Genomic DNA, 16,824 nt, shown 5'->3' with positions numbered 1-16,824 from the left:
AAGCCCGATTCGTATTGATAAACGATTTCCAATATTTCGCCTGCACCGTAGTCGCCGATGTGCAAAATATTGCTGCTGGTATCCCCATTCACCAAAAAAACTCCACCGTTAGGAAAAGCGTCTAATACAATTTCATCAGTAAGTGCATCTATACAATATACTTCGGCTATTGCATCTATATTTACTGCCACAGGCGTACATTGCTGCACAATACACATACTCGCCGACATACTGCTTGAACACCAATCCAAGGCAACCGCTTGTATTTGCAAAGCCACCTGATCACCGCTGCTTACACCAAACAGAGTATATTCACTTTCCTTGCTTTGTGTATTTTGCTAAGGATTTCCATTGACCGAATAACTGACCTCGTAATACATCGCATTGGCAATATCCGCGCACTCAAAAGTAATGCTGTTGAACCCCGAAAACCCACAACCCAAAAGCGGTGTTGCCAGCTTGGAAAAAACAATAACTTCGGTGCTGTCGGGGGCTGACACACAAGTATCGGCACTCACTGTTAAGATATAAGTACCCGCTTCGCTGACAATCGGATTTTGTTCGGCAGAAGTAAACCCGTTGGGACCTGTCCATAACCAATCCGTGATAGTGCCGCTAAAATTTGCTGCCCCTATCAACTGAATTTCATCACCTTCACAATAAGGACTATTATTGGAAGGAACGGCAATAGGAGCATTTTGACAAAAAATATTAAATATCCATATCAAAATAAAAAATATTGTCTTATCGGTATATCGGTAGAGTAGCATCGAGTTATCTGGATTGAAAACGCAAAAATACAAGATACTTTTGTTAATGAATAAATAAATTCAGTATAGCTTGGCAACAAAATTGCTACATTTTCTTAAAAACAGCTGTCAGTGTTGTGTGCAAAATATAAAAATGCTTGTACATCTCATTTGTCGCACATAAATTTGTAGTGAATTTATTATTTAATCTGCCTTTCAAAAAATTTTATTTTGGTTGTAGAATTATTTACACAAAAAGATGATGAACGTCCGGTATATTTAACCGGAGATTTCAACCATTGGCATACACGGGACGAGCGTTTTCGCATGAAACAAATTGCCAAAGGTCGTTATGCTTTTATTTTTGAAGAAAGCCAAGTTCCCAAATTCCCCCTTGAATATAAATACACCAAAGGCTCTTGGGAAGATGAAGAATTGGCAGAAAACGGACATACCCCGCACAACCGCACTTTAAACAAACACCTCCCCGTTGTGCAGGATTTTGTACCGCGCTGGCGCGGCAGCAAGTACGACTACAAAGTGGATTTGTTGCCGATTGTGGAGGTCATCAGCGATGATTTTGATATTCCAGAATTGCGCCGCAAACGCAGTATTGGTGTATTATTGCCACACGGCTACTACAAAAGCAAACGCAACTATCCGGTACTGTATTTACAAGATGGTCAAAACCTCATTGACCCCAACGCGCCCTACGGCTGCTGGAAAGTGGATCAGCAACTGGCACTGCTCGCCGAAAAAGGCTACGGTGACCTGATTGTGGTTGCCATTGATCACGGCGGCAAAGACCGTATCCGCGAGTATGTACCTTTCAATACAGAACGCTGGGGAATGGGCGAAGGCAAAAAATATGTAAATTTTCTTACCAATACCCTCAAACCCTATATTGACAAACGCTACCGCACCCTGCCCGACCGCCTCAATACCGGTGTGGGCGGCAGTTCTTTGGGCGGGCTTATTTCTATCTATGCCGGTTTGTTGTATCCCGATGTGTTCAGTAAGTTGATGATTTTTTCCCCTTCGCTGTGGCTGGCTTCCAAAATGGAACTTGAAGCGATGCATTACGACGAAAAATTACCCAGTAAAATATACCTTTACGGCGGAGTGAAAGAAAGTAATACAATGGTAGAACAACTTAAACACTTGAAAGTAACACTTGAAAAAAAACGCGTTGATACTGCTAAGTTAAATATCCGACTGGAAATTAATCAAAGAGGCTTGCATAATGAAGCCCGCTGGGGCAAAGAATTTCCCAAAGCTGTGAAATGGTTGTTTGGGTAAAGTATAAAGTATGAAGTAAGATTTATTCTTTATAAAAGATATTTCTATTGCTTATTATAAAATAATTGCTTCGTCATTTTTGACGTATTTTTGCAGCTATGTTTCCAATTTTTGACAAAAAAGATAATATTTCCGAAATACCTGATTTTGCCGCCGGCGTATTGCTGTTGGTAGATAAGCCTTTGGACTGGACTTCTTTTGATGTGGTAAATAAAATACGCTATCAAATGCCGCAGCGCAACATAAAAGTAGGACACGCCGGCACACTTGACCCCAAAGCCACCGGACTTTTGCTGATATGTACCGGAAAACTCACCAAACAAATAGATTTGCTGCAAGCCGAAGATAAGGAATATGAAGGCTCTTTTTGTTTGGGTGCTACAACTCCCTCTTACGACACCGAAACCGCCATTGATGCTACTTTTCCTTACGAAGATCTTTCTGAAGATATATTGCAGCGCACCACCTTACAATTTATCGGCGAGCAAAATCAATTACCTCCTTTGTACTCCGCCATTAAAGTCGGCGGCACAAAACTCTACGAAATTGCCCGCAAAGGAAAAGATATTGAGCGCAGCCCCCGCAAAGTATTCATACAAGATTTTAACATCACCAACAGCAAAAAATTACCCGAGGTAGATTTCTGTGTGCGCTGCTCCAAAGGCACTTATATCCGCAGCCTCGCCCACGATTTCGGTATCGCTCTCCACAGCGGAGCCTATCTGAGCCGCTTGGTGCGCACTCGCTCCGGCAATTTCAACCTCGCCGATGCTTGGCAATTACAGGAACTCGTTGCAATTTTGCAGCAATTCAAACAACAGCTACCAACTTCTTAAATGCTCATTCACCGCAGCCTCGCCCATTTACCTCCTTTTCGCAATGCCGTTCTTACCATCGGCACATTTGATGGCGTACATCGCGGGCATCAACGGCTGCTGCAACACATCCGCCTACAGGCACAACAAGCACAGGGCGAAAGTATTTTGCTCACTTTTCACCCGCACCCGCGCAGCGTGGTCAGTGCCGCACAAGATTTGAAACTGCTCAGTACATTGGAAGAAAAATGCGAACTCCTCTCCCATCAGCATTTAGACCACCTCGTCATCATTCCTTTTACACGCGAGTTTTCCGAGCAAAGCCCCGAAGCCTATATAGAAGATTTTTTGTGGAAAAATTTTAAACCCGCCCGCTTGGTGATCGGCTACGACCACCGCTTTGGAAAAAACCGCACAGGCAATCTGGAATTTTTAAAGCAATATAGCACAAACTTAGGTTTTACGGTTGAAGAAATTCCGGCAAAAACCATTGATAATATCACCGTCAGCTCTACACACATACGCCGCCTTTTGCAGCAAGAGGGAGATGTAAGCACCGCCGCCGACTATCTGGGCTACGATTATGCCCTGCGCGGTATTGTAGTAAAAGGAAAACAACTCGGCAGAAGCATTGGTTTTCCGACCGCCAATGTGTGGGTAGAGGACGAACTCAAACTCATTCCTGCCAATGGCGTATATGTAGTGGAAGTACAAGTGCGTATGCAACACTACCGCGCAGTACTCAATATTGGAACACGCCCCAGTATAGGCGAAGGCAATCCATTACAAATAGAAGCACATATCATTGATTTTGATAGCGATATATATGGAGAAAAAATAGAAATTATTTTCAAAAAACGCTTGCGCAATGAGCAAAAGTTTTCTTCTTTGGCGGCACTTACTGAGCAAATATCTCGCGACAAGGCGGCGGCTCTTGATTTTTTCTTCGGAGCATAAATAAAAAATCACCGCACCTATATAATGATAGCGTTGATGTACGGAGTGTTTGTATTTTCATTGTTGCTGCAAATCGCTTATTATCTATTTTTTGCATATCAATTTTATCGCCTAAAAACGCAACAAAACAAAAATAAGCACGTTAGTAATTTTGCGCTGCCGCTTTCTATCGTCATTTGTGCCAAAAATGCCGCTTCTTTATTACAAAAAAACCTGCCTTTCGTACTAGAGCAAATATATCCCGCCGACTGGGAGGTATTGGTAGTAGATGATGCCTCGCAAGATGAAACCGCCTTTATTTTAAAGGAATTTTCAAAAAAGTATCCACATTTGCACATTGTCCAAAGCGAAGAAAACACACATTTAAAAGGAAAAAAAAATGCACTTGCACAGGGAATTGCGGCAAGTAGTTATGATGCACTTTTACTCACCGATGCCGACTGTGTTCCGGCATCGCCGCAATGGGCTTTAAAAATAGTGCAACCTTTCCAGCAACAAGATATTAATTTAGTGCTGGGTTTCGCGCCTTATTCCGGCAAAAAATCGCTACTTACGGCGTGGGTGCATTACGAAACCCTCCTCACCGCCGTACAATATGGTGCTTGGGCAGCGGCGGGTATGCCCTATATGGGCGTAGGACGCAATATTGCTTACCGAAAAAGTTTTTTTTCGGAACTTATGCTGCAAAAATATCGGCAATTAGTTTCCGGCGATGATGATTTGCTCATCAGCAGCAGCGCAAAGGGAGCTAATACAGCACTCGTGAGTACCGCCGACAGTTTTTGCTACTCCCCTGCCCCACCCGACTTTGCAAGCTGGATACGGCAAAAACGGCGACATCTGAGTACCGCCACCCACTACACCACAGCGCAGCAAATACGTTTGGCGGCTTTTAGTTTTTCGCAATTTTTGTTCTATTTTTCAGCATTTTATATACTTTTAAATAATTCATATATTGAAAAATGGATAGCGGCAGCCGTCTTTTTTAAAATAATTTTCAGCGCAGCAATATTTTACGGCATCGTGCGGGTTTTTAAATTTCCGCCGCTTTCTTGTCTGCAATTCGCTTTTTTTGAAGTGGCGCATCTGCTGTATTATATATTTTTCGCGCCTTTTTATTTTTTAAACAAAAAAATGGTGAAATTTTGTTTTCTTGACGCTTATGGATAAAATATTACACTTCTTTCCGCAACTCAACAGTGCGCAGATAGCGCGTTTTGAGGCTTTGCTACCTCTATATAAGGAATGGAACGAAAAAATAAACGTGATTTCGCGCAACGATATTGATAATTTGTACCTCAAACACGTTTTACATTCGCTGGCGATAGCGAAAAAATTTCAGTTGGCGGCGGGTATGCAGGTTTTAGACATCGGCACGGGCGGCGGCTTTCCGGGTATTCCTTTGGCAATTTATTTTCCGCAGGTGCGCTTTACTTTAGCAGATTCCATTGCCAAAAAAATCCGCGTGACGGGGGCGGTGGCGCAGGCTTTGGAATTGGACAATGTGCAGGCGGTGGCTACCCGCGTGGAGCAATTACCCAAACAACAATACGACTGCATAACGAGCCGCGCCGTAGCTCCTTTGGCGCAGCTGTATGCGTGGAGCCGACACAGTTTGCGGCACTGCCCACAGTCGCCCAACGGCTGGATTTGTCTCAAAGGGGGCGACCTGAGTGCGGAAATTGCCGCCCTGCCGCCTTCGGTATATTTGCAGCAATACCCCCTCCGCCAACTCTTTGCGGGAGAGCCTTTTTTTGAAGAAAAGCAGGTGGTGTATTTCAGGGCGTAGTTTTCCTCACCCCACCAACTCCGTCAATGTGCTGCATAGGGTCTGGGGGGCTGCACTTCTGTCTATTATGCCTACTTTGCGGAGGCTGTGCAACACATTGAGTAGCATTTTGCGCGATACGCGATTGCTACTCGCCCACTCAGTTTGGTTGAACCACGTTTCGGCATCTGTATAACTCAACTGAAATCGCCACGCTATTTGCTCTATCGCCTGCGGGTCGCTCATAAAATCGAGGCATATCCGCGAAATAGTGTCCATAATGTCGGCAACAACATTTAGGTGCTGCTCCAATACCGCTTCGCGGGCTGCTACCACAAAACAAGGCCAAGGTGTAATACATTCGCCAATGCGCCGCACTGCTCCCGATTGAACAAAGGGCTGTGTCATAAATTTTTCCCACAAAAAAGCATCAGCAGTGCCGTTTTCCAAGGCGGCTATACCACCTTTGAGATTGCCTATCTCCAAAAATTGCTGCTCCTGCGGATTCCAGGCGTTGTTTTCGGCATAAATACAACTCATCAGATGCGAACCCGACAATTTGCGACTGATGGCATATATTTTCCCATTGAGTTCATCGGCGTGCTGATACGGCGATTGCGCCCCCGTATGAATGCCCCACACCAAAGGAGTTTTTACAAACAAACGCACAATTTTTGACGGATTGCCGCGCACCAAATCTGCCACGATGCCTTCGGTGAGCGCAACAGCGATATCCAAAGTGCCTTCCCGCAGGGCTTTGCACATAGCTCCGGTGCCGCCGCCGTACTCCTCCCACTCCACTTCGTAGGGTTTATTTTGAAAAATGCCGCGCTCCATTGCTATAAACCAAGGCATATTAAAATGTTCGGGTACGCCGCCGATGCGAATATTGATATTGTTGTTGGATTGGGACATGAATTTTTTTTTGAGAAAGAAACATAAAAATTTTAAAAACGTTGATGTTTTTTCAAAAAATCAGGCATAAATACAAAAAAAGATTTTCAGCAGACTTCGGCGGCAAAGTCTGTTGAAAATCTTTCGGGTATCATTTATCTCTTTTTTTTTATTATACCACCTTATTGGCACAGGACGAGCTTGCGAAAGCATCGGGTTTTGCTTTAAATGCAAAGCCCATTCCTAAAATATAACCCACCGCTTCGCTCAGTGCTTCGTTGGATTTGAACTGCGGATTGGTATTGATGTCAGCGTGGATTTCCATATCTACCTGGTAGGTATCAAATAAATCGCACAACTCATACGCCACACCAATAGAACGCGCCACTTCGGTGAGCATACGTTCTTTGAGGCTCATGTTCTGGCGCACGCTGTCGTTGCTGATAAACATAAAACCGCCTTTGCCTTTGCGCAAAAACACAATAACGGTGGCAAACTCTATTTCGTGGCTATACACCTGCGAGTCTGTACCGATACACACTTTGAGTTCGTTGCCTTTTTCGCGTTCTTCTTCCAAGGTTTTCTTGACGGCTTCTTTCAGGGGAGTCAGTATTCTTTCTCCGTTCAGCCGCCTCCACGATTTAACACTTTCTAATTCCATGTTATTGGCTTGTTTGTTTTAAAGTTGTTATAAAATAACCGCTATTGCGGAAAAATAGTTACAATAACAAACACATCTTATACTCTTTCTTTCAAACAAGCCTTTTTTCAGCGCGCTTTTAAACGCTCTGTTTATTTTGCGGTGCTAAAAATCGTAGGCGTATTTGATGGTAAAAGTGCGTGGTGCTTCTATCAGAGCAGGGCGCAGTGTATAACGATGATTGAAAAGATTATTCACCAATACAGATACTTTTGAATATTCGTTGAGTTGATAAGCAAGACGTATATCGGCTACGATGTCGCCTTTGGTGTAGGTTTTGCGATAATTATTTAATCCCGGAATGAGATTTTGGAATACAATATCTATGGCTTCCATAAAACTGTAGTAGCGCAGTGCGCCGCCCATTACCCAGCGTTTGTAGCTGCCTTCTATATCGGCTTTGGCTGTATGGCGAAAACGATATTTCAATACATTTTTGTCAGGGTTAGATGTGCTTTGTTTTACGGCATCATTGAAAGTTTTAAATTGCGGATTAAGATGAGTGTAACCCAACAATAGAGAAATGGGCACATTTCCGACTCTGCCTTGTCCCATCAAGGATACTTCAAAACCTGTAACGCGCGTATCACCTATATTAAGCGAGCGAAAGCCAATGCCGTCATCATATACTCCAAAAGTAAATTCCATCATATCCTGATACTCCGTATAAAATACAGAAGCATCTGCAATCCCTTTCCATTCACTGATTTGTATGCCTTGTTTTAATCCCAACTCGGCACTGTATCCGGTTTCGGAGTTAAGCGCAGGGCTGGAGAAAATATTGATTTGTCCGATATTTGTTTCTACAAACTTCTCGGCGATGGTCGGGAAGCGATACCCTTGACCAAAAGAAGCACGCAAATAGGTAGCAGCAGCCAAATGATAATTTGCACCTATCCGCACCACCGGTTTGGCTTCTTTATCTTTGGGTGCCTGAGAGTCGGGATTATTTTCGCTGTTTACGCCTGTTATGGCATTCATTTCGTAGCGCGTTCCCAAAGACACATTCCAGCGTTTCCATTTCCAGTCGGCTTGTGCATAAGCTCCCACATTTGACGACATCAGATTTACGTCAGAAGTGTAAAGCTCGGCATCTGTCCAAGTGTACATACCCACAAGACCCGCCGTCACTGTCCAAGTAGTATCCCAGTGTTTTTGCAGTTGCGTTTCGCCATAAAAAATATCGCTCAGGGTGCTTTGGTTGGTGTTGTTTTGCGAACTGCGGTGATAATAACGCCCCAATACTTTCAGACGCATATTGTATTCGGGCATTGTATAAATAAAGAAAGGGTCTAAGTTGAATTGCCGCCCTACGTTGATGTGGTTTTTGACAGACGACCACGAGATATAGTATTCGTCGGGAGTGACAGTATTGTCGGCACCGCCCCAAATGAAGAACGACACGCTTTTACTGGCTTGGGCGTTGAAATTAAGCCCCGCACTCATATAATCGGTAAAGCGGTAGCGGATATTTCCGTTGAGGCGGAGGCGGCGGCGCATTTCCTCACGTCTCCAGCTATCTTCCGTAAACACATTCGTGCCCACTACAAAATCCCATTTGCCACTTTTGCGCGCGTGCAGAAAATCAAAACCGGCGGAGGCGGGAAAACGCTTGTCGGGGTCGGAAACGGTAGTGTCGTTGGACAAGAAGGGAATATCGTTCAGATAAGGCAAACCGCTATATTTCCACCAAATATTATCGTGCTCTTTGGGATACTGCGAAACACTGTTGAAAATAGAAAATTTGGTAATGGGTTTATTGGTGGCGTAGCGGGTGCGTACATTAATAACGCCGTTGAGAGCCGAAGAACCGTACAATGCCGAAGCTGCCCCTTTGATAATTTCTACCTGTGAAATATTTTCCAAAGGAATATAACCCCAATCGGTATAGCCTGCATCGCCCGTTAAAATAGGCATATCATCTACCAACAACAACACGCGGCTGCCCGCCCCATACGAATAGCCACTGCCGCCACGAATATTTGCCTGCCCGTCTATAATATTCACGCCGGGTACTTTTTCCAAAGTCTGGTCAATAGCCGTGGCATTGGTATTTTCTATCAGATTCGGCTTCAGAATATCCATACTGACGGTTACTTCGCTGATGGGTTTTTCATTTTTGGTAGCACTCACCACCACCTCATTGATGGCTATACTTTCTTCTTCCAAATACACATTCAATTCCTTTCGCTCGCCGCCATCTACGCGCACGTCGTATAAAGCGGGTTTGTAACCGGTCATACTCACTTTCAAGGTGGTCTTGCCCGCCGGCAATTTGAGTTCGTAATAGCCGTTTTCGTCAGCAGAGGTGGCCAACATTTTTCCGGCAACTGTGGTAGCAATAGTAGTACCGATGAGCGTTTCATTGGAGTTTTTGTCGTAAACAATACCATACACCACAGCATCTTGCGCTTTTATACTACACCAACTAAGCAAACAAAATAAAAAAAAGGGTAACTTTGACAACATAAGAGCGTATTGCTTATATTTTTTTGATTTTGAAATTATTATATGTATTTTTGCAGTGTAAACAGCTACTTTATTTCAAATATTATTGCAAATAAGGCTTGGTCAGAAAAGGGTTATTTTTGAAAACTTTGCAAAATAGGTATTTTTTGAAAAACAAGTAAATTTTTACGATACAATATATATGATTTTTTATACACTTGCTATACGCAGTATATAGATTAATAAGTTTATAATTTTTATTAAAATCTGTACTAAGGATTTTAATATTGGTATATCAGATTTTTTTAACAAAAAAATGCACAAGGTGAGGTATGGAATAGTGTAATGACGGGGCATTTTTATATTTTTGTATAGTATTATGCAAAAACATCTACTCTCTTGTTTGTTATTTGTTTTATTGGAAACTTGGTGTAATCTGCTGTTGGCAAATACACATTGTCCGGCAGAAGCGGGTGTACCTACTGCTCCTTTTTACACGCATATTTGCAACGACGGCTCCGACAATGAAAAAATGTTGTTGCGTAATGAAATTGCGCTACAAAATTCCAATACTTCACTTTATACTTTCATTGTCAGCAATGATGCCAATGGCGACATTATAGGCACCAGTGATGATGGTATTTTTGATTTCAGCAATAAGGACAACGGAACACCTTATCCCGCCGGAGAATATTGTTTTACGGGATTTGCCTACAATCAAGATGAATTTTATCAGATGATAGAAAACCCCTATGTACAAGCCCTCAATCCCTGTATTGAAGGGCGTATGGCTTTTCAGGATTTTATCGCTTGTGTGCGTGACCACAAAGGAACGGACATTGTAGCATTAGACGACTTACTCAGAGAACTAAACCTTTATGCTGCCATAGCAAAAGTAGATTGGTGCTATGATGTAGTAGAAGACAGTGCAAAATATTGCTTGCAGGTGATTGATTGCGAACAACAAAATACAAGCATATCGCATACAAAAACACCTACCGTTGCTCCCACGGTTCAATTACTCGGCGACCAAAGTCATTTGCTCAATTTTTATACATCTTCGAGTCGTTTGGTGCGTATTCAGGTGAGTGATTTATCGGGGCGTGTATTACTCAAACAGTCTTTTGCATCGCTCGAAGGCAACAACCAACTCAATATTTTTACGGCGCAATGGGAAAGCGGTTTGTATGTTATTAATCTAGAAGCCAATCAGGAATCTCATTTTATGCGCTTATTGGTGCAATAAAAAAACGAATTGTTTTATTATTATGCGCTTACTTGTTTGGGCAATAAAATCCTGAACGAAGTACCTTTTCCCAAAGCAGATTGATGTACAAAAATTTTTCCGTCGTGGTATTCTTCTATAATACGCTTGGATAGCGAAAGCCCCAAACCCCAACCGCGTTTTTTACTGCTGTAACCCGGTTTAAATACCCGCTCAAATTCACTTTTAGAAATACCTTTTCCACTGTCTTTTACATCAATAACGGCGTGTTGGTCGGTTTCGCTCAATGTTACCGAAATAGAGCCTTCGCCGCTTTCCATCGCATCTAAGGCGTTTTTGAGGAGGTTTTCCAACACCCAGTCCAAAAGTGGCGCACTCGCCGGCACCTGAATATCGGAAATCTGCGTCAGGTTATTGGTCATGCGCACTTTTTGTGGAGCACGACGTTCCATATATCTGAATGTTTTGAGCAAAGAGGTGTTGAGCAGTGTGATTTCCATTTTGGGTTTTGAGCCTATTTTGGAAAAACGCTCGGCGATGAGTTCCAAACGGCTCACATCATTTGAAATTTCGGCGGCTATATCGCGGGTGCCGCGCTCGTCGCTCTCGGCAAGCACATCTGTCCACGCCGATAAAGACGACAAAGGTGTTCCGATTTGATGTGCTGTTTCGCGTGCCATACCCACCCACACCTGATTTTGCTCGGCTCGCTTCGCCGACATAAATGCAAAATAGGTAACTACTAAAAAAAGTGTAATAATGCCGAGTTGTACATAAGGATAAATCCGCAACTGCGACAATAATTCAGAATCTTTGTAGTATAAATATTGATGGGTGTTGCTGTCCAAAGCTATCGTCACCGGCTCGTAGGCTTTTTTCATCGAGCGCAATTCCTTTACCAGATAAGCATCATCTTCAATTTTTTTTTCGTCTAAGTTTCGCGTAAATTCACGCAGAACATTGCCCTGCTGGTCGGTGATAATGAGTGGCACAGTGGTATTGTTTTGAATAAAAGCAAACTCAAAACTCAAATCTGTATTCTCATTGGCTTGGATAATCTTTGAATACACCGTTCCTATCATTTCCACTTTTTTGCGCTCCTCCTGCGATAATTTGTTGGCGAGCTGATTATTATAAATAAGCGAAGCAATGACGATGAACAGGGCAAAAATCAATAAGCCGATACGCCAATAAAATTCCTGTCGGTAAATATTCATGCTGCTAAGATGCTGAAAAATCCGTAAAAAATTGTCGTTTTCAATCAATCAACGGAAAACCCAAAAGAATGTTTTTATTTATGCCACTTTTACTGTTGGGCGGTGCAATACCGGAAAATTTACAGAATTGGCAATAAAACACAGTTGGTGTGCTTTTTGGTGGAGTTCGAGGGCTTTTTCTGTCATATCGGCAGTGGCTACCACCACAAAAGGGTGTAGCGTAACTTCCGTAAAATGACCGCCGTTCGTGGCGGTTTCCTGCATAATGCCTGTCGCTGTATCTGCATACTCCAGCACCACCACTCCTGCTTCGGCACACAAGTGCAAATACCACAACAAATGACACGCCGACAAAGAAGCAACCAATAATTCTTCGGGGTTGTGTTTGGCAGCATCGCCGCGAAAGGCAGGGTCAGAAGAACCCAAAATATCCGTTTTATTATCAATAGAAATCGTATGACTTCTTTCATAATTGCGATAGCCGCTTGTTCCCGAACCCACATTACCTGTCCATTGAACAGTGGCTTGATAGTGATGCTTTTTCATATCAAAACAATATAAATTTATTTGCAATTAAATGAATTTGTATGTTTTAATCCATTTTAAAAAAAACAAACCGTTGAAGATGCATAAAATTTCACATCGCAAGCAAGTGTTTATAATTTTCATTATTTAATCTGATGCTGCAATATATCCACAAGATAAATGATAGCTTAAAATCTCGTGCAAATCAGGTATCTCTTTTTTTATAAAAAATTTTGAACTTGCGGAATTAGACTCATTATAGCCTAAAATCATACGGGTTTAAATAGTTTTTTTAAAAAATATTTTACCAAAATATAAAGTATTCTCTATACTTAAAACTTTAGTGTTAATCATCATTTGTTTGTGTTTGTTTTGTGCGTATATAATCACTTCAAATTGTTCAATATTAAAATATGTTCAATATTAATGATAAAAACATATTTTTTATTAATGAAGTTTTTTTTTGCATAAAATATTTTTTACCTAACTTCGCAACTCTTTACTTATTTTTTTCATCACCAACTATTTTTCCGACAACATTTTAGCATGAAGGAGCAACTGATTAGTCAATTAGAGCAACTATTGAAACAAGATGACCTAATTAAAATAGGACGCGAAGTGCGCCATTTACAAGGCAATTACCGCCGTTTACTGCGCGAAACAGCACCTGCCACACCCGCTGCCGCCGATGATAACAATGCCACAGACAGCATTGCCGGCACCGACGACGCACCGCCCGAAGCACTCAACATTGAAACAAGTGCGGAAAATCCTGCACCTGCTGCTGCTCCGAAAAAGACGGCATCTAAAGATATGTTAGATGAGCATTTTGATAATCTCATCAAAGAATATTATCAGAAAGTTGAAATTGCCCGCATCATCAGTGCTACCGAAGAACAAAAAAAATTATTGGCAAAACGCGAACTTCTCCACGAATTGCGCGGATTGGTACAGGAGGCAGAACAAGGAAGAGTAAATTTTGAACAAATGAAAGGACTGCGGCTGCGCTGGAATGAAATAGGGCGCGTTAATGCTCCCGAATACGCCGACACACAATCCGATTTTAATTTTTTGATGGACAAAATGACGCACCATATTCAGGTAATCCGTGAAATGCGCGACATTGACCACCAACGCAATTTAAACAACAAACAGCAAATTATTTCCGCTTTGCAAACTTTGTCTGCTTCGGAAATGCCTTTGCGCGATGTAGAGAAAGAACTCCGCCACTTACAAACACAATGGTACGAAAGTGGGCAAGTACCCATTGATAAAAAAGACGAAATCAATCAAAATTATCGTCATTATGTAGATGGCATTATGCAAAAAATTGACGGTCATTACAGCACCAAACGCGAAGAAATGGGCGATAATCTCAAAAAGAAAGTTGACCTCTGCGATGCCGTTCAAGCGATTTGCGAACGCCCCTTGGAAGGGCAGGAAGCGTGGAAACAAGCGACTGAAGAAATTCAAGCCCTGCAAACACAATGGAAAGAAATCGGCTACTCCACCAACAACGAAGAAGCGTGGGCAGCATTTCGCCAAGTATGCGACACTTTTTACAACAAACGCCGCGAACATTTCGGCGGTATTGACGAAATACGCCGCAACAGTGCCGAAATCAAAAAAACATTGTGCGAAAAAGCGGTGGCTTTGCAGCACAGCCAAGACTGGCAAGCTGCCGGCGACCAGTTTGTTCAACTACAAAAAGAATGGAAAGTTGCTGGTCCTGCGCCGCAAAAAGAGGAAAACGAATTGTGGCAGCGTTTCAGAACTGCCTGTGATGTGTTTTTCAATGCCCGCAAAGAACACAACGAAAGTGTTAGTGTAATTTATGAAGAAAATTTGGCTAAAAAATTGGCTCTGCTCGAGGAAATCAGCAATTACTCCGTTGAAGAAAATGCAGAAACCGCTTTTGACCGCCTCCGCGATTATAACGCTCAATGGAATGAAATCGGTTTTGTGCCTATTAAATCAAAAAAAGAAATAACAAAGCGTTTTCAAGATGTAATTGATGCTAAATTTACTATTGCCAAAGCTTTGCGCACCGGAGCGCGGGCACAACGCCTTGAAGAGCATCTGAACACGATGCGCCAAGACCGCAGCAGCTCACCATCGCAGGAGTATGAACGCCGCGGCAGTAGCCAACGCAATCCGATAGAACAAAAAATTCAGAGCTTGCGCGATGAAATCAGCAATTATGAAAATAATCTCGGATTTTTGAAAGACAACGGAAAACCCAACCCGATTCGCGAGCAAATACAACAAAATATTGAGCGCGCCCGCAACGAAATGAACATTTTGTATCAGCAAATGAACGCAAAAACAGAAAATAACAATACGCCGCCGGAGGCAGCTTTGTAATTTTTTTTACTTCTTTTTTTAAAAAACCGTTTTTGGGAAACACTCAAAAACGGTTTTTTTATTTTTTTTTGCCCCCCTCACTTCTATGTCTTATTCTATCTGTAAAAGTTTATTGCTCAATAGTTTATTGCTATTTGTCTTTGTATAAACCATTTTTTGTACAATTACCGCAATCCGTATTTTTTGTTACTTTTTTATCAAAGTGCCGTCATTAAAATAAAAACGCCTCAACAACAACAGCAATATTTTTTATTACATTATTTAATTTTTTAATCAAATTTTTATGAATTTCAACTTAGACAGTATTTTGCCATTGCTTATTTCTTATGGCGGTAAAATTTTATTAGCATTTTTATTGCTCTTTGTAGGTTTGCGCATTATTAAGTTCATTGTAAAGAGATTGCATAGCTACATGAACAAAAGACAAATTGACGAAACTTTACAGCCATTTTTAATTTCCATTGTTGATGTTTTATTGAAGGTTTCTCTTATTCTCGCTATTGCCTCTACTTTGGGCATACAAACTACTTCGTTTGTTGCTATTTTAGGAGCTGCGGGTTTGGCGGTAGGTTTGGCACTGCAAGGCAGCTTATCCAATTTCGCCGGCGGTGCTTTGCTGCTCATTTTCCGTCCCTTTAAAGTAGGCGATTATATCAAAGCACAGGGTGCAGAAGGTTTTGTGCGTGAAATTCAGGTATTTAATACTATTTTGGAAACAATGGACAATATCCGTATCGTGCAGCCCAATGGTGCTTTGGCAAATGGTCAGATGACAATTGTGTCGGCAAATGATAACATTCGTTTACAAATTCCCGTATCTATTAATTATGGTTCGGATATTCAAAAAGCAAGGGAAGCGATTTTAAACGCTATCAACAAAAATCCAATGGTAATGAAAAATCCGGCGGCTGATGTAGTAGTTAGCTCTTTGAGCGATACTTCTATACAATTGACGGTGCGCCCTTGGTGCAAACCCGGTGACGGACCAGCAGTAGGCGGTAATGTAGCCGAAGCTGCCCGCAAAGCCTTAGATGAAGCACATATCAACGCACCTATTCCGCAACGTGTCATTCATAATGCCTAAAAAAAATATAGCCTATGTTTTAAATTGTTTTTTTTTAATTGAAAAATAAATTTTAATACATAAAAATATAAAAGAAGAAGTTTTGTGTTAATGATTGAGTACCTCTGTTTAAAGGCAGTGTACAAAAAAGCCTCAATGTAAAAATTGAGGCTTTTATTTTTTCAGAAATTAAATTTACTGTTGGGTGCGCCGCGACATCAGCAACTTCCCTTTATAATCGTAGCGAGGGTCGGCACTGTCCGAAAAACTGCTTCCATCTTCACGAAACCACGAAAAACCCGCGCTCAAATCTAAGGTATTGCCGTTCCATCTGCCTTCGCAACTGTTGAGATTGAAGCCCACAGGGTGGTGGTCGTTGAAAGGACGCAACTGAAAATGAATTTCTTTGCCGTCAGCTTTATCCAAGCCGCCCCAGATTTCGCAAGAGTCTTTACGCCCTTTGGTGTCTATTACGGCTACACCATCAAAAAAAGTGGGGCTGCTGCGACTGCGTTTTTTGTGCGGTTTGCCCATTCTCTTCCAGCGTTTTCATCGCTGAGGGGTTCAAATATTTCCAAACTCACCTGATGAGCAACACCGTCCGCATCGGTGCAAGTACCCTGCCACGCTCCCACCAATAGCGGCTGTGCAGCGTCATTGCTGTAAGCCCAGGGGCGGCGCACGGTATCATATTGTTTTTGAGCATAAAAACAACCGTAGCGCGATACCAGCAAAAATGCTATTATCCCTGCCAGCAATCCGAGCGTTTTTCCTTTTTGCATATTTTTCTAAAAAATCCT

Annotated in this window: 16 protein-coding genes; 8 read left to right on the top strand and 8 right to left on the bottom strand. The window is 42.2% G+C overall.

Annotated features, from left to right (window positions below):
- Nucleotides 1-338: 338 nt before the first annotated feature.
- Nucleotides 339-728, bottom strand: a complete 390-nt coding sequence (locus IPL35_13940; protein ID MBK8444440.1) for a PKD domain-containing protein — start codon at nucleotides 726-728, stop codon at nucleotides 339-341.
- 252 nt (nucleotides 729-980) lie between these two features.
- Here IPL35_13940 and IPL35_13935 point away from each other — a divergent pair, with 252 nt between their 5' ends.
- The 5 genes from IPL35_13935 (at nucleotide 981) to rsmG (ending at nucleotide 5,609) form a co-directional block, all read left to right on the top strand.
- Nucleotides 981-2,048 carry an alpha/beta hydrolase gene (locus tag IPL35_13935; GenBank protein MBK8444439.1) on the top strand — a complete coding sequence of 356 codons (1,068 nt, stop codon included), beginning with the start codon at nucleotides 981-983 and terminating at the stop codon, nucleotides 2,046-2,048.
- A 98-nt stretch (nucleotides 2,049-2,146) separates the two neighbouring features.
- On the top strand, nucleotides 2,147-2,884 hold the full coding sequence (gene truB, locus IPL35_13930) for a tRNA pseudouridine(55) synthase TruB (protein MBK8444438.1): 738 nt from the start codon (nucleotides 2,147-2,149) through the stop codon (nucleotides 2,882-2,884).
- Nucleotides 2,885-3,820, top strand: coding sequence for a bifunctional riboflavin kinase/FAD synthetase (locus IPL35_13925; protein ID MBK8444437.1), 936 nt, complete (start codon nucleotides 2,885-2,887; stop codon nucleotides 3,818-3,820). It abuts the gene before it with no gap.
- Between the two features lie 33 nt (nucleotides 3,821-3,853).
- On the top strand, nucleotides 3,854-4,990 hold the full coding sequence (locus IPL35_13920) for a glycosyltransferase (protein MBK8444436.1): 1,137 nt from the start codon (nucleotides 3,854-3,856) through the stop codon (nucleotides 4,988-4,990).
- Nucleotides 4,983-5,609 (top strand): 16S rRNA (guanine(527)-N(7))-methyltransferase RsmG, encoded by a 627-nt coding sequence (rsmG, locus tag IPL35_13915; GenBank protein MBK8444435.1) that lies wholly within the window; start codon nucleotides 4,983-4,985, stop codon nucleotides 5,607-5,609. The genes IPL35_13920 and rsmG overlap by 8 nt, the downstream gene beginning before the upstream one ends.
- A 6-nt stretch (nucleotides 5,610-5,615) precedes the next feature.
- Here the strand turns inward: rsmG and IPL35_13910 are convergent, their stop codons facing one another.
- The 3 genes from IPL35_13910 to IPL35_13900 form a co-directional block, all read right to left on the bottom strand.
- Nucleotides 5,616-6,503, bottom strand: a complete 888-nt coding sequence (locus IPL35_13910) for an ABC transporter substrate-binding protein (GenBank protein MBK8444434.1) — start codon at nucleotides 6,501-6,503, stop codon at nucleotides 5,616-5,618.
- Between the two features lie 151 nt (nucleotides 6,504-6,654).
- Nucleotides 6,655-7,143, bottom strand: coding sequence for a ribonuclease H-like YkuK family protein (locus IPL35_13905; protein ID MBK8444433.1), 489 nt, complete (start codon nucleotides 7,141-7,143; stop codon nucleotides 6,655-6,657).
- Nucleotides 7,144-7,287: 144 nt separating this feature from the next.
- Nucleotides 7,288-9,618, bottom strand: coding sequence for a TonB-dependent receptor (locus IPL35_13900; protein ID MBK8444432.1), 2,331 nt, complete (start codon nucleotides 9,616-9,618; stop codon nucleotides 7,288-7,290).
- Between the two features lie 415 nt (nucleotides 9,619-10,033).
- On the opposite strand from IPL35_13900, the gene IPL35_13895 reads away from it, so the two are divergent.
- Nucleotides 10,034-10,876, top strand: coding sequence for a T9SS type A sorting domain-containing protein (locus IPL35_13895; protein MBK8444431.1), 843 nt, complete (start codon nucleotides 10,034-10,036; stop codon nucleotides 10,874-10,876).
- A gap of 20 nt (nucleotides 10,877-10,896) precedes the next feature.
- Here the strand turns inward: IPL35_13895 and IPL35_13890 are convergent, their stop codons facing one another.
- Nucleotides 10,897-12,072, bottom strand: coding sequence for a HAMP domain-containing histidine kinase (locus IPL35_13890; GenBank protein MBK8444430.1), 1,176 nt, complete (start codon nucleotides 12,070-12,072; stop codon nucleotides 10,897-10,899).
- Between the two features lie 78 nt (nucleotides 12,073-12,150).
- Entirely contained in the window at nucleotides 12,151-12,618 is a 468-nt protein-coding gene (locus tag IPL35_13885) for an OsmC family protein (GenBank protein ID MBK8444429.1), read from the bottom strand.
- Nucleotides 12,619-13,143: 525 nt separating this feature from the next.
- Here IPL35_13885 and IPL35_13880 point away from each other — a divergent pair.
- Nucleotides 13,144-14,961 (top strand): DUF349 domain-containing protein, encoded by a 1,818-nt coding sequence (locus IPL35_13880; GenBank protein ID MBK8444428.1) that lies wholly within the window; start codon nucleotides 13,144-13,146, stop codon nucleotides 14,959-14,961.
- A gap of 283 nt (nucleotides 14,962-15,244) precedes the next feature.
- The gene (locus IPL35_13875; GenBank protein ID MBK8444427.1) at nucleotides 15,245-16,045 is read left to right on the top strand and encodes a mechanosensitive ion channel; all 801 of its coding nucleotides are present in this window, start codon (nucleotides 15,245-15,247) and stop codon (nucleotides 16,043-16,045) included.
- Nucleotides 16,046-16,219: 174 nt separating this feature from the next.
- Here IPL35_13875 and IPL35_13870 read toward each other — a convergent pair whose 3' ends face one another.
- Both IPL35_13870 and IPL35_13865 read right to left on the bottom strand, forming a co-directional pair.
- Entirely contained in the window at nucleotides 16,220-16,558 is a 339-nt protein-coding gene (locus tag IPL35_13870) for a hypothetical protein (protein MBK8444426.1), read from the bottom strand.
- Nucleotides 16,501-16,806, bottom strand: coding sequence for a hypothetical protein (locus tag IPL35_13865; GenBank protein ID MBK8444425.1), 306 nt, complete (start codon nucleotides 16,804-16,806; stop codon nucleotides 16,501-16,503). Before IPL35_13865 ends, IPL35_13870 begins: the two co-directional genes overlap by 58 nt.
- Nucleotides 16,807-16,824 lie beyond the last annotated feature (18 nt).

The sequence above is a fragment of the Sphingobacteriales bacterium genome (assembly GCA_016711285.1).
Lineage (GTDB): Bacteria > Bacteroidota > Bacteroidia > Chitinophagales > UBA2359 > JADJTG01.
This window is presented reverse-complemented; position numbering and strand designations above follow the sequence as displayed.

What these genes read in the sequence shown, in the direction of transcription:
- IPL35_13870 (MBK8444426.1), bottom strand. Translation starts at nt 16,558, where the DNA reads ATGGGCAAACCGCACAAAAAACGCAGTCGCAGCAGCCCCACTTTTTTT.
- IPL35_13910 (MBK8444434.1), bottom strand. Translation starts at nt 6,503, where the DNA reads ATGTCCCAATCCAACAACAATATCAATATTCGCATCGGCGGCGTACCC.
- IPL35_13865 (MBK8444425.1), bottom strand. Translation starts at nt 16,806, where the DNA reads ATGCAAAAAGGAAAAACGCTCGGATTGCTGGCAGGGATAATAGCATTT.
- IPL35_13880 (MBK8444428.1), top strand. Translation starts at nt 13,144, where the DNA reads ATGAAGGAGCAACTGATTAGTCAATTAGAGCAACTATTGAAACAAGAT.
- IPL35_13875 (MBK8444427.1), top strand. Translation starts at nt 15,245, where the DNA reads ATGAATTTCAACTTAGACAGTATTTTGCCATTGCTTATTTCTTATGGC.
- rsmG (MBK8444435.1), top strand. Translation starts at nt 4,983, where the DNA reads ATGGATAAAATATTACACTTCTTTCCGCAACTCAACAGTGCGCAGATA.
- IPL35_13890 (MBK8444430.1), bottom strand. Translation starts at nt 12,072, where the DNA reads ATGAATATTTACCGACAGGAATTTTATTGGCGTATCGGCTTATTGATT.
- IPL35_13885 (MBK8444429.1), bottom strand. Translation starts at nt 12,618, where the DNA reads ATGAAAAAGCATCACTATCAAGCCACTGTTCAATGGACAGGTAATGTG.
- truB (MBK8444438.1), top strand. Translation starts at nt 2,147, where the DNA reads ATGTTTCCAATTTTTGACAAAAAAGATAATATTTCCGAAATACCTGAT.
- IPL35_13925 (MBK8444437.1), top strand. Translation starts at nt 2,885, where the DNA reads ATGCTCATTCACCGCAGCCTCGCCCATTTACCTCCTTTTCGCAATGCC.
- IPL35_13905 (MBK8444433.1), bottom strand. Translation starts at nt 7,143, where the DNA reads ATGGAATTAGAAAGTGTTAAATCGTGGAGGCGGCTGAACGGAGAAAGA.